We start from the raw sequence: 12,462 nt of genomic DNA, 5'->3' as shown, positions 1-12,462 counted from the left end.
GCCAGACCCGGAGATCTCTGCCATGCGGCCACCATAGAACCATCAGTCGAAACTGTCCAGGTGAAACTGTTCAGTCCAGACTGAAGATCTCGCGACGGAAGGACACGGGACGGACAGGGGACCTCGGACGGACAGGGGCCCATCGGCCCGGTTGGCTAGGCTGACGGTGTGCGCCTGCTCCTGACCTCCGACACGCACCTCCCGAAGCGGGCCAAGCGGCTCCCGGACCGCCTCCTCGCCGAACTCCCGCGCGCTGACGTCGTGATCCACGCCGGGGACTGGGTCGACGAGGCCACCCTCGACCTGCTGGAGACCCGCAGCCGCCGCCTCATCGGCGTGTACGGCAACAACGACGGCCCGGGCCTGCGCGCCCGGCTCCCCGAGGTGGCGTACGCCGACCTGGGCGGCCTGCGCCTCGGCGTGATCCACGAGACCGGTGCCGCCCACGGCCGTGAGGCCCGCTGCGCCGCCCACTTCCCGGACCTGGACGTCCTGGTCTTCGGGCACAGCCACATCCCCTGGGACACCACCGCCCCGGGCGGGCTGCGGTTGCTCAACCCCGGCTCACCCACCGACCGCCGCCGCCAGCCCCACTGCACCTACCTGACCGCGACCGTCGCCGACGGCACCCTCACCGAGGTCACCCTGCACCGGCTGCCGCCCCGCTGACAGGGGTGCGGCTCCTCGTCGACGTGGCGCCGCCCGCCCTCGGCGCCGGCGCGGCGCAACGGCACCTGGTGGTGCAGTTCCTCGCGCACCGCGCCTGCGGCTCACCCGGCGCCGGCCGGGTGGATGGCGCCGCCGGTCGTCGTCAGGGGTGCGCCGCTGCCGCCCCAGCGCAGCGCGACGATCTCGGCGGCCACGGACACGGCGACCTCCTCGGGCGTACGGGCGCCGAGGTCGAGGCCCAACGGGGAGCGCAGCCTGGACAGTTGCGCCTCGGTGAGACCGGCCCCGGTCAGCCGGGCGAGGCGCTCCTCGTGGGTCCTGCGGCTGCCCATCGCCCCGATGTAGGCGGCCGGCCGGCGCAACGCCTCCTCCAGCAGCGGCACGTCGAACTTCGGGTCGTGGGTGAGGACACAGACCACCGTCCGGTCATCGGTGCCGGTGCCGCCCAGATAGCGGTGCGGCCAGTCGACGACCACCTCGACGGCGGCCGGGAACCGCTTGGGCGTGGCGAAGACCGGACGGGCGTCGCACACGGTGACCCGGTAGCCGAGGAAGTCCCCGATGCGGGCCACCGCGGCCGCGTAGTCGATCGCGCCGAAGACCAGCATGCGGGGTGGCGGCGCGAACGACTGCAGGAACACCGCGACCGCGTCCTCGCGGCGCTCGCCGTGCGGACCGTAGTGCCTCAGCACCGAGACGCCGAGGGCGAGTTCGCCGCGGGCGTCGGCGGTGACCGCGACGTCGAGGCCGCCCGCGCCCAGTGTGCCCGCCGCCCGGTCCGGCCAGACGACGAGGCTGGTGCCGCGCGGCGCGGGCCCGTCCACCACCGTGGCGACGGTCACCGGTTCGCCCGCGGCGACCGACGCGGCGACCGCGCCGAACTCCGGGTCGGACCCGGCGGTCACCGGTCGTACCAGCAGGGTGATCTCGCCGCCGCAGGTCAGCCCCACCGCGAAGGCGTCCTCGTCGCTGTAGCCGAAGGTCCGCAGCAGGGGCTCGCCGCTCGCCACCACCTCCCGCGCCAGTTCGAACACGGCCCCCTCCACGCAGCCTCCGGAGACGCTGCCCACCACCTCGTCGTCCGGGCCCACGGCCATGGCCGCACCGGGCCCGCGCGGCGCACTGCGGCTGACCGAGACCACCGTGGCCAGACCGAACGGGTGCCCGGCCGCGTGCCAGTCGGCCAGCGCCGGCAGGATCTCACGCACCATCCGCTCCTCTCCCGGCCCCTGCCCCGTAGGGAGTGTCGTCCGCTGCCGAAGCGTTAATCCGTTGCGCTCGGGGGACCGGCCCTGCTGCACTGCTCCCGACCCGACGTCACCCGGAGAGGATCACCCGATGCGCGCTGCGTGCATGTCCACCCAGGAAGGAATCCCATCCATGCCGAAGGACATCACACTCAGTGCAGCTGCTCAATCTCGGAATCCTCGCGCACGTCGACGCCGGTAAGACCAGCCTGACCGAACGGCTGCTGCACACGGCCGGGGTCATCGACGATCTCGGCAGTGTCGACGCCGGCAGCACCCGCACCGACACCCTCGCGCTGGAACGGCAGCGCGGGATCACCATCAAGTCGGCGGTCGTCTCGTTCCCGCTGGACCAGGTGACCGTCAACCTCATCGACACTCCCGGGCACCCCGACTTCATCGCCGAGGTGGAGCGGGTCCTCGGCGTCCTCGACGGCGCGGTCCTGGTGGTCTCGGCCGTGGAGGGCGTCCAGGCGCAGACCCGCGTACTGATGCGCACCCTGCGCAGGCTGGGCATCCCCACGCTGGTCTTCGTGAACAAGATCGACCGGCGGGGCGCCCGGGACGAGGCCGTGCTCGCCCAGCTGGCCCGCAGGCTCGCCGTCCCGCTCGTCCCCATGGGGCGGGCCGTCGGACTCGGCACCCGCGCGGCCCGGTTCGTGCCCGGCCCCGGCCCCACCGCGCCCGAGGTGCTCGCGGACCACGACGACGCGCTGCTCGCCGCGTACCTGGACGGCGGTGTCCCGGACGCCCTGCTGCGGGCGGCCCTCGCCGACCAGACCGGACGGTGCCTGGTCCATCCGGTGTACTTCGGCTCCGCCGTCACGGGCGCCGGGGTGCCCGACCTGATCGCCGGCGTCGAGCGGCTGCTTCCGGCGGCGGGCGGCGATCCGGCGGGCCCGCTCTCCGGCACGGTCTTCAAGGTGGAGCGGGGCCCGGCGGGGGAGCAGATCGCCTACGCGCGGATCTTCTCCGGCACGCTCCGGGTGCGCGAGCGCATCCCGTTCGGCGCCGTCGCCCACGCCGGCACCGGGGGAGGCCACGGCGACGCGGGCGGCCTGGGCGACCGGGGAGCCGCAGTGCGGGTGGACGGCACGGTAAGGAGGGTGGGGGCGGAGGCCCGCGACGCCGGGGTCCGTGCGGACGGCGGGGGTGCGGGCGCCGGGGTCCGGGCGGAGGGCCAGGGCGCCGGGGCCCGGGCGGAGGGGCGGGTCACCGGGCTGTCCGTCTTCGACCGGGGTGTCGAGCGCCGGCAGGACAGTGCCGGTGCCGGGCGGATCGTCAAGGTGTGGGGGCTCGGCGGCGTCCGGATCGGCGATGCGCTCGGCCGGCCGGCGCGCGCGTACGAGCAGCACTTCGCACCCCCGACCCTGGAGACCGTCGTCGTCCCGGGCCCCGGCACCGACCGGCGCTCCCTGCACATCGCCCTGACCCAGCTCGCCGAGCAGGACCCGCTGATCGACGTCCGGCACGACGAGGTACGGCAGGAGACCTCCGTCTCCCTCTACGGCGAGGTCCAGAAGGAGGTCGTCCAGGCGACCCTCGACGACGAGTACGGCCTCGACGTCACCTTCCGGGAGACCACCACCGTCTACGTCGAGCGGATCGCCGGGACGGGAGCCGCCGTGGAGTTCAACAAGAAGGACGGCAACCCCTTCCTCGCCACGGTCGGCCTGCGGGTGGAGCCGGCCCCGGTCGGCACGGGCGTCGGCTTCCGCCTGGAGGCGGAGCTGGGCTCGATGCCGTACGCCTTCTTCAAGGCCGTCGAGGACACCGTGCGCGAGACCCTCGCCCAGGGACTGCACGGCTGGCGGATCCCGGACGCCACCGTGACCATGACCCACTCCGGTTACTCACCCCGGCAGAGCCACGCCCACCAGGGCTTCGACAAGAGCATGTCGAGCACCGGCCAGGACTTCCGCGGGCTGACCCCGCTCGTGCTGACCGAGGCGCTGCGACGGGCCGGTACCCGGGTGCACGAGCCGATGCACCGCTTCCGCCTGGAGGCCCCCGCGGACACGCTCGGCGCGCTGCTCCCGGTGCTCACCCGGCTCGGCGCGCTGCCCCGGCGCACCGGCACCGAAGCCGCGCTCTGCGTGCTGGAGGGGGCGGTCCCCGCGGCCCGGGTGCACCGGCTGGAGCAGTTGCTGCCCGGCCTGACCCGGGGCGAGGGGGAACTGGAGAGCGCCTTCGACCACTACGCCCCCGTGGCACGCGGGACGGTCCCCGAACGCGCGCGCACCGATCACAATCCCCTCGACCGCAAGGAGTACCTGTTGAAGGCGACCGGCCGTGTGAGCGGGTGAGCGCCAAGTGCCCGACAGGTATTCAACTTACTCATGAGTCAGAAGTATTGACGGTGTCCGGGAATCACCGGACTGTAATGGGCATGACTAATATCCGGGCGCGTTTGATCGTTGTCCTGGTTGTCCTCTGCGGATTCCTCGCGGTCGCGGGCGCCCCGTCCGCCACCGCAGCCACCCCGTCCGACTCCCTCTGGTTCGACGGCACCTCGCTCACCGTGCAGAACGGCCGTTTCGTCGACGGCCAGGGCCGTGAGGTCGTCCTGCGCGGCTACAACGTCTCCGGCGAGACCAAGCTGGCGGAGAACAACGGCCTGCCCTTCGCCTCCGTCGCCGACGCGAAGAAGTCGGCCACCGCCCTGCGTGCCCTCGGCGGCGGCAACGCCGTCCGCTTCCTGCTCTCCTGGGCGTACGCCGAACCCGTGCAGGGCCAGGTCAGCACCACCTACCTGGCCGCCGTGACCGCGCAGATGCAGGCGTTCCTCGACGCCGGCATCAGGGTCTTCCCCGACTTCCACCAGGACCTGTACTCCCGCTCCTTGTTCAACTCGGGCAGCTGGTACACCGGTGACGGCGCCCCGGCGTGGGCGGTGGCGCTGGGCGGCTATCCCGCCGAGTCCTGCGGCATCTGCCTCTTCTGGGGTCAGAACATCACCCAGAACGCGGCCGTCCAGAAGGGCCAGTACGACTTCTGGCACAACAACTACGGTCTCCAGGACGCCTTCCTGACCACGGCCCAGACCACCATGGCCTACCTGGCCCAGCACCTGACGACGGACGAGTTCGCGGGCGTCGTCGGCTTCGACCCCTACAACGAGCCCTACGCCGGCTCCTACGACTCCGGTGAGACCTCCCGCACCTGGGAGCAGAACCGGCTCTGGCCCTTCTACCAGAAGTTCCGGGCCCGGATGGACGCCGCCGGCTGGACCGCCAAACCCGCCCTCGTCGAACCGAACCTCTTCTGGAACGCCAACATCGACTCGCAGAAGCAGGAGGGCGGCCTGCTGGACGCGGGCACGCTCGGCTCGCGCTACGTCTTCAACACCCACTTCTACGACCAGAAGGCCATCTCCGGCATCCTGATGTGGGGCAACGCCTCCGACGGCCAGTACTCCACCGACTTCGGCACCGTCCGCGACCGTGCGTCGGCCGCCGGGACCGCGGCGGTCGTCAGCGAGTTCGGACACCCGCTGTCCGGTACCACCTCGGGCAAGGCGCCGACCGTCGACAAGGCCATGTACCAGGCCCTCGACTCCCGCCTGCCCGGGTCGAGCTGGTGGACCACCCCGGCCTCCTCGGGCCCGGTCCTCTCCGGCACGCAGTGGCAGTGGGACATCTACAACGGCCGGCACCACGAGCTGATGAACGGCAACGCGAGCAAGGTGCTCACCTCGGGCGACGCCTGGAACGACGAGGACCTCTCGGCCGTGAACACGAACGACTCCGGCACCGTGACACTCCGCCAGGACGCCCGGCTGCTCGACCGGGTCTACCCGGGCGCGACCGCGGGCTCCACCCTCGCCTTCACCTACGAGGACCGCTCCCGGGACGGCTCGACGACCCTGACCTGGAACCCGGTGCCCAGCTCGCTGCCGAACGTGGCCGCGCTGGTCGGCTCCGGCCAGTACGCCGTCCAGGTCTGGCGCTCCGGCAGCTCCACCGCACCCACCGAACTCCACCTGCCCGCCTCCTTCCCGACCGCGTCCACCACCGTCGTCTCCGACCTGGGCACGGCCTACGCACCCCCGGCGTACTCGTCCTCGACCCCGGTCGGCGTGGCGGCGGAACCGGGCGGCACGGGCAGCCGCCGGCTGCTGCTCACCGACTCGGACTCCGGCGTGCTGCACTTCGCGCTGGTGACCAACGGGGCGACCGCGCCGAGTTCCACACTGCTGAACGCGGCCAGGTCGGAACTGGCCGCCTGGGTGGCGGCGAAGTTCTGAGCAACGCTTCGGCCTCCGGGGTCCCGCCTGACCCCGGAGGCCGAAGTGGGTGAGGGCGCGTCAACTCGACGATGCGCCCGTCCAGTCGGCCTGCACATGACCGAGCCGGACCCGCTGCGGGTGGTCGCCGACCGGGACCGAGGTCACCTTCTGGCCGGTGGCGAAGTCGATCGCCGTCACCTGGTCGGCGCCGCTCTCGGAGATGATGCAGTCCTTGCCGTCACCGCTCACCGTCGCCCAGTACGGGGTGGACGCCGGGATGAGCGGACCTTCCTGGAGGGTGGCCCGGTCGACGACGGTCGCGTAGTTGTCCATCGTCCCGGCCACGCACAGCTTGGTGCCGTCCGGCTTCATGGAGATGCCGTGGTGGCGCGAGTCGAGGAGCCAGGTGGTGCGGTCCGTGCTGGTCGCGGGGTTCGCCGGCAGTGTCTTCATGCGGGTGATCTTGTCGCTGGCGATGTCGTACTCGAGGAAGCCGTTGAAGAACGACACCTGGAAGTACATCTTCGAGAAGTCGGGGGTGAAGGCGGCCGGCCGGACCGCGTCCGAGAAGTCCTTCAGGCCGAACGCGTCCAGCCGGGCGCGCATGTCGATCGTCTTGACCTGCTTGTAGGTCGTGGCGTCGGCGATGGTGATGTGCCGGTCGCCCTTGGTCCAGTCCCAGGCCGGGTCGTCCAGTGAGGTGGTGACCTCGCCGATCGACATGTTCCAGATGTACTTGCCGTCGGGGCTGAAGACGTTTTCGTGCGGCTTGTCACCGGTGGCGAACTCGCCCAGCTCCGTACCGGTGTTGATGTCCAGCACCTGCACCTTGTTCGCGGTGGACGCCGACACCGCGACCTTGGTGCCGTCGGGGGAGACGGCCATGTGGTCGGCGCGGTAACCGGCCACCGGGAAACGCCAGTTGATCTTGTCGGTGGCCAGGTCGATGGAGACGACGTCCGCGAAGCTGGGGCGCGAGACCACCACGGACTTGCCGTCCGGAGTGGAGTACATGTCGTCCGCGTACTGGTCGTGGCCCTGGCCGACCTCGTTGCGAATGGACGTGTAATAGATCCACTTGATCGGGTCGGCGTTGATCTCGGCGATCCGCGCGTCCTTGTCGGGGATGACGTTGAGCTGGCCGATCTTGGCGAAGTCGCCGGTGGCGTTCAGGACGGTCGCGGTGCCGTCCCAGTTGTTCCCGACGAACAGCACCTGGCGCAGGGAGGCGTCGGCCGCGGCGGTGGCGGCGGTCGCGGGCGCGGTGACGGTCAGTGCGAGGGCGGCGGCCACGGAGCAAAGGTGCCTGGGTCTGATGGCAGGCATGAGTGCTCTCTCCTCTGATGGGGGTGTGGGGCGCGCGTGCGGTCAGGGGTCACGGAATCTGAACACGGGCGCGTTCAAATGAACTTACTGAAAAGTAAGGAGGGGTGGGCCTACTCCACAAGAGGCGTACACGACAAAATTGGCCAACGGGTGGACGACGGAGGGGGCAGTGTTGGCGGGCAGGCTCAAGGCACCGACGGGTCGCTACGGCGGCCGGTCCGCCGAAGAACGCAAGGCCGAGCGGCATCGGCGGTTCCTGGACGCCGCGCTCCAGCTCTTCGGCGGGGCACCGGGGTTTCGCGCCACGACCGTGGCCGCGCTGAGTCAGCAGGCGGGCCTGTCGACCCGCCAGTTCTACGAGGAGTTCGAAACCCTGGAGGATGTGCTCGCCGCGCTGCACCTGGAGGTGAACGGCTGGGCCGAGGAGGCGGTGCGGGACGCACTCGCCCAGGCGGAGGCGTTGCCGTTGGTCGAGCGGGTGACGGTGCTGTTCCGTGCGTACGCGCGGGACGTCACGTCGGATCCGCGGCGGATCCGGATCGCCTTCGTCGAGATCATCGGGGTCAGTGACCGGCTGGAGGAGCAGCGGCTGGCGCGCCGGGCGCGCTGGGTGGAGCTGATCTGCGCGGAGGCGGACGCGGCGGTGGCGCGCGGGGACGCGGCGCCGCGTGACTACCGGCTGGCGGCCGCCGCGTTCATCGGGAGCGTGAACGGGTTGCTGCACGACTGGAGTGCCGGGTGGGTGGACGCTTCGCTGGATGACGTCGTGGGGGAGCTGGTGCGGTTGCTGGTGGGGATGCTGCGGCCGGAGGGGTGGACGCCGGCGGGCTCGCGGTAGGCGGCGGGCTCCTCGACGACCCGGGGGCGGTGGTGGGTTCACCCCTGTCGCAGTCGTTGACTGCGACCCCGGGCGGCTCTACGTTCGGCGCGCGACACGTTCGGGACATCGATCTGTGTTCGATATCGCGAACGTGTCAGGTCGGACACCCTCGTGCACCCCATGGAGGAGCCGCATGTACCCCCCGCCCATCTCGGCCCGCAGTGGTCTCCTACGACACGTGTGGGCCGCTGCCGTACGCGCCCTCGCCCTGGCCCTGACGGCCGCCGCCCTCCTCTTCGCCGCGCCGGGACCGGCCCGGGCGGCGACGGCCGCGCAGGTCCCCGTGCCCACCGCCCCGATGGGCTGGGCCTCCTGGAACAGCTTCGCGGCGAAGATCGACTACAACGTCATCAAGGCGCAGGTCGACGCGTTCGTCGCGGCCGGGCTGCCGGCCGCCGGCTACCGGTACATCAACATCGACGAGGGCTGGTGGCAGGGCACCCGCGACAGCGACGGCAACATCACCGTCGACACCGGCGAGTGGCCCGGCGGCATGAGCGCCATCGCCGACTACATCCACAGCAAGGGCCTGAAGGCCGGCATCTACACCGACGCCGGTCACAACGGCTGCGGCTACTACTACCCGACCGGCCGTCCCGCCGCCGCCGGCACCGGCAGCGAGGGCCACTACGCCCAGGACATGCTCCAGTTCTCCCAGTGGGGCTTCGACTTCGTCAAGGTCGACTGGTGCGGCGGGGACGCCGAGGGTCTGGACGCGGCCACCACCTACAGGTCGATCAGCTCCGCCGTCACCACGGCCGCGGCCACGACCGGCCGCCCGCTGACCCTGTCCCTGTGCAACTGGGGCTACCAGAACACCTGGAACTGGGCGACGGGCCTCGGCACCATGTGGCGGACCAGCACGGACATCTACTACTACGGCGGCACCGCGTCGCAGTCCGCCGTACTGTCCAACTTCGACCAGACCCTGCACCCGGCCGCCCAGCACACCGGCTACTACAACGACCCCGACATGCTGACCGTCGGCATGACCGGCCTCACGGCGGCCCAGAACCGCACCCACATGGCCCTGTGGGCGATCTCCGGAGCCCCCCTGCTGGCCGGCAACGACCTCACCACCATGACCGGTGAGACCGCCGCCATCCTCAAGAACCCCGACGTCATCGCCGTCGACCAGGACCCGCGCGGCCTCCAGGGTGCCAAGGTCGCCGAGGACACCACCGGTCTCCAGGTCTACGGCAAGGTCCTCTCCGGCACCGGCAACCGGGCGGTCGTCCTGCTCAACCGCACCTCCGCCGCCGCGAACATCACCGTCCGCTGGTCCGACCTCGGCCTGACCGGCGCCGCCGCGACGGTACGCGACCTGTGGGCGCAGTCGAACCTCGGCTCGTACGGCACCGGTTACACCGCGAGCGTCCCGGCCGGCGGCTCCGTGATGCTCAGGATCAGCGGCGGCACGGAGGCGCCGACCACCACGTACAGTGCCTCCTCGACCGGCAGGTACACCGGCGTGAGCGCGGCGAGCACCGGCCTGGACGTCGTCGACGTCGCCTACACCAACACCGGTTCCACCGCCGTCACCGGCACGCTCCAGGTGAACGGCCAGACCACCACGACGGTCTCCTTCCCGCCGACCGGGTCCTCGCAGGGCACGGTCTCGGTCCAGGCCGACCTGAGCAAGGGCTCCGGCAACTCCCTCACCTTCACCGGAAGTTCGCTGCCGGCCCTCGGCTCGATCGCGGTCAGCCCGGTCCCCGGGACCAACGGCACGCTCCTCGTGGGCGGGGCCTCCGGGCGCTGCGCCGACGTCTACAACAACACCATCACCAACGGCACCCAGGCGGAAGTCTGGGACTGCAACGGCGGCCAGAACCAGGCCTGGACGTACACCGCGCGCAAGGAGCTCGTGGTGTACGGCAACAAGTGCCTGGACGCCTACAACCAGGGCACCACCAACGGCACCAAGGTCGTGATCTGGGACTGCAACGGCCAGAACAACCAGAAGTGGAACATCAACTCGGACGGGACGATCACCAACGTCAATGCCGGGCTGTGCCTGGACGCGTACAACGCGGCCACCGGCAACGGGACGTCCCTGGTGCTCTGGGCGTGCAACGGCGGGACCAACCAGCAGTGGAGCCGGAGCTGAGCCGGTAGCCCGGCGGCCGGCGGGCCGCCCCGGCCGGGAGCGGGGCGCCCCTCCCGGCCGCGGAGGTCACACCTGACGGGCGGCAGCCGTCACCGTCTGCTCCAGCAGCACGGCGATGGTCATCGGACCGACGCCGCCCGGCACCGGCGTGATCAGCGAGGCCCGCTCCACGGCGGTGTCGAAGTCGACGTCACCGACGTTGCCCTCGTTGTAGCCCGCGTCGAGCACCACCGCTCCCGGTTTGATGTCCTGGCCCCGGATCAGCCGGGGCCGGCCGACGGCGGCGACCACGATGTCCGCCTCGCGCACGGCCGCCGACAGGTCCCGGGTGCGGGAGTGGCAGTAGGTGACGGTGGCGTCCCTGGCGAGGAGCAGCATGCCGGCCGGCTTGCCGAGGATCGCGCTGCGGCCCACGACCACCGCCCGCTTCCCGGCCGGGTCGACGTCGTACGCGTCGAGCAGCCGCAGGATGCCGCCGGGCGTGCAGGAGACGAAGCCCGGCAGCCCGAAACTCATCGTCGCGAACGACGCGAAGGTCACGCCGTCCACGTCCTTCTCCGGGGCGATCGCCTCGAACGCGGCCCGCTCGTCGATGTGTTCACCGACCGGGTGCTGGAGCAGGATGCCGTGCACCGCCGGATCCGCGGACAACTCCCGCAGTACGTTGACCAGTTCGTCGGTGGTCGTGGCGGCGGGCAGAGGCACGTGCCGGGAGGCGATGCCTGCCTTGCGGCTGCGGTTCTGCTTCATCCGTACGTAGGTGACGGACGCGGGGTCCTCGCCGACCAGCACGGTCGCCAGACACGGCGTGACACCGGTGCGTGCGGTGAGGTCCGCGGCCCGCCGCGCGGTCTCCTCGGCGATCCGGCGGGCGACGGCGGTTCCGTCCATGAGACGGCCCTGGGATGTCTGGGTCATGGGCACACTCCTGAGCTGATTCACGATTGATCGCCCAGGCGCACGGCAACGACAGTGCGGACCGCTCCCCGGTGGTGCTCCACCTCAGCGCCAGTCACGGCCCGCCCCCAGGGTAACCGAGGCGTACGGCGCCGCCTGCGGCAGCGCGCCGCCCGCAGGATCGCCCGGAGCAGCGCGAGCGACCCGCGCGGAGCGCCGCAATGCGTGTGTCCCAGTCCCGCGCGCGCCGAGAAGGTCCAGGTCACGCGGGTGCTGACCTGGACCCTCGCGCCTCGGCCGACTACTCGTCGTCCCATGCCTGGATCATGATCTGCTCGGCGATCTTCCCGTCGCGCAACGTGATCATCGATTCGGCGAGCACCCGGACGCCGTCCGCGTACTCGCAGGACTCGGTGAACGCGGCCCGGTCGCCCTGCACCACACACCGGTCCAGCTTGTGCGTCATGTCCCGGCTGTAGACGTCGTCCAGCATCGCGGCGATGTCCCTGCGGCCGTGCAGGATCTTCGGATGGCTGGGCTGGGCGTTGCGGTCGACGATGCGGATCTCCGCGTCGTCCGTGTAGAGCGCCAGCAGGGAGTTCCCGGTGTTCCCCTCTATGGCCCGGCGCAGTGTGCCGGTGTCGAACGTGGAGCCTGTCGCGGTGCCCATGGTGACCTCCTGCGGGGCCCGCGACCCGATGCGGGAGTAGGCCGCGAGAGCCCCTCACTCCGAGGCTCCTCCGCCCCGGACGGCTCGGCAAACGCAGGCCGGGCGCTCCTCCTGACGGGTGAGGCCGACCGGCTGCCCGTGTCCGGCCCGGCGCCGCAGCCGTTGCTGAGGACATGATCTCAACACGACGTATCGTCGCCGCCGTCGGACTGGCCGTCGGGGTCACCGGCCTTGCCGCGCCGCTGGCGAACGCGGCCGACGCGAGCCCGCAGCACCCGGGGAAGCTCACCGCGCTCGGTGTGCTCGACTCGGTCGCCACCAGCGACGTCCCCGCGAAGTACCGGGGCGCTGTCCGCCGCGTACGTCGCCGCGTTCGCCGGGTCGCACCCCCTGGCCAAGAAGGTCGGCGCCTGGCCGTCCGTCCTCGGCGTGGCG

General features: G+C 71.4%; 10 protein-coding genes and 1 riboswitch. Of the genes, 6 read left to right on the top strand and 4 right to left on the bottom strand.

Going from position 1 to position 12,462, the window contains the following annotated elements; all coding sequences use genetic code 11:
* Positions 1–168 precede the first annotated feature (168 nt).
* On the top strand, positions 169–669 hold the full coding sequence (locus ABZ646_RS26705; protein WP_360523825.1) for a metallophosphoesterase: 501 nt from the start codon (positions 169–171) through the stop codon (positions 667–669).
* Between the two features lie 101 nt (positions 670–770).
* Here ABZ646_RS26705 and ABZ646_RS26700 read toward each other — a convergent pair whose 3' ends face one another.
* Positions 771–1,877, bottom strand: a complete 1,107-nt coding sequence (locus tag ABZ646_RS26700; protein WP_360523831.1) for an XdhC/CoxI family protein — start codon at positions 1,875–1,877, stop codon at positions 771–773.
* A gap of 194 nt (positions 1,878–2,071) precedes the next feature.
* Here ABZ646_RS26700 and ABZ646_RS26695 point away from each other — a divergent pair, with 194 nt between their 5' ends.
* Both ABZ646_RS26695 and ABZ646_RS26690 read left to right on the top strand, forming a co-directional pair.
* Complete coding sequence (locus ABZ646_RS26695) at positions 2,072–4,222, top strand: translation factor GTPase family protein (RefSeq protein ID WP_360523822.1); 2,151 nt, start codon at positions 2,072–2,074, stop codon at positions 4,220–4,222.
* Between the two features lie 77 nt (positions 4,223–4,299).
* Complete coding sequence (locus tag ABZ646_RS26690; protein WP_360523819.1) at positions 4,300–6,162, top strand: cellulase family glycosylhydrolase; 1,863 nt, start codon at positions 4,300–4,302, stop codon at positions 6,160–6,162.
* A 60-nt stretch (positions 6,163–6,222) separates the two neighbouring features.
* Here ABZ646_RS26690 and ABZ646_RS26685 read toward each other — a convergent pair whose 3' ends face one another.
* Positions 6,223–7,470 (bottom strand): YncE family protein, encoded by a 1,248-nt coding sequence (locus ABZ646_RS26685; protein WP_360523816.1) that lies wholly within the window; start codon positions 7,468–7,470, stop codon positions 6,223–6,225.
* Between the two features lie 172 nt (positions 7,471–7,642).
* Here ABZ646_RS26685 and ABZ646_RS26680 point away from each other — a divergent pair, with 172 nt between their 5' ends.
* Positions 7,643–8,308, top strand: coding sequence for a TetR family transcriptional regulator (locus ABZ646_RS26680; protein WP_360523828.1), 666 nt, complete (start codon positions 7,643–7,645; stop codon positions 8,306–8,308).
* 175 nt (positions 8,309–8,483) lie between these two features.
* Positions 8,484–10,460: a ricin-type beta-trefoil lectin domain protein gene (locus ABZ646_RS26675; protein ID WP_360523814.1), complete on the top strand. Its 1,977-nt coding sequence runs from the start codon at positions 8,484–8,486 to the stop codon at positions 10,458–10,460.
* A gap of 66 nt (positions 10,461–10,526) precedes the next feature.
* On the opposite strand, the gene ABZ646_RS26670 is transcribed toward ABZ646_RS26675, so the two are convergent.
* Entirely contained in the window at positions 10,527–11,378 is an 852-nt protein-coding gene (locus tag ABZ646_RS26670; protein ID WP_360523811.1) for a bifunctional 5,10-methylenetetrahydrofolate dehydrogenase/5,10-methenyltetrahydrofolate cyclohydrolase, read from the bottom strand.
* A 25-nt stretch (positions 11,379–11,403) separates the two neighbouring features.
* Positions 11,404–11,486: riboswitch (ZMP/ZTP riboswitch) on the bottom strand.
* Between the two features lie 172 nt (positions 11,487–11,658).
* Positions 11,659–12,027: a nuclear transport factor 2 family protein gene (locus ABZ646_RS26665; protein ID WP_360523808.1), complete on the bottom strand. Its 369-nt coding sequence runs from the start codon at positions 12,025–12,027 to the stop codon at positions 11,659–11,661.
* A 173-nt stretch (positions 12,028–12,200) separates the two neighbouring features.
* Between ABZ646_RS26665 and ABZ646_RS26660 the strand changes: the two genes are divergently transcribed.
* Positions 12,201–12,462: hypothetical protein (locus ABZ646_RS26660; protein WP_360523834.1), on the top strand; the 262-nt coding region annotated here is incomplete at its 3' end.

Origin of the sequence: Streptomyces sp. NPDC007162, from assembly GCF_040634175.1 — a bacterium.
Taxonomy (GTDB): Bacteria; Actinomycetota; Actinomycetes; order Streptomycetales; family Streptomycetaceae; genus Streptomyces.
Note: the sequence above shows the minus strand (reverse complement) of the source record. Positions and strands in the feature narration are given on the sequence as shown.

What these genes read in the sequence shown, in the direction of transcription:
- ABZ646_RS26665 (WP_360523808.1), bottom strand. Translation starts at nt 12,027, where the DNA reads ATGGGCACCGCGACAGGCTCCACGTTCGACACCGGCACACTGCGCCGG.
- ABZ646_RS26670 (WP_360523811.1), bottom strand. Translation starts at nt 11,378, where the DNA reads ATGACCCAGACATCCCAGGGCCGTCTCATGGACGGAACCGCCGTCGCC.
- ABZ646_RS26690 (WP_360523819.1), top strand. Translation starts at nt 4,300, where the DNA reads ATGGGCATGACTAATATCCGGGCGCGTTTGATCGTTGTCCTGGTTGTC.
- ABZ646_RS26675 (WP_360523814.1), top strand. Translation starts at nt 8,484, where the DNA reads ATGTACCCCCCGCCCATCTCGGCCCGCAGTGGTCTCCTACGACACGTG.
- ABZ646_RS26685 (WP_360523816.1), bottom strand. Translation starts at nt 7,470, where the DNA reads ATGCCTGCCATCAGACCCAGGCACCTTTGCTCCGTGGCCGCCGCCCTC.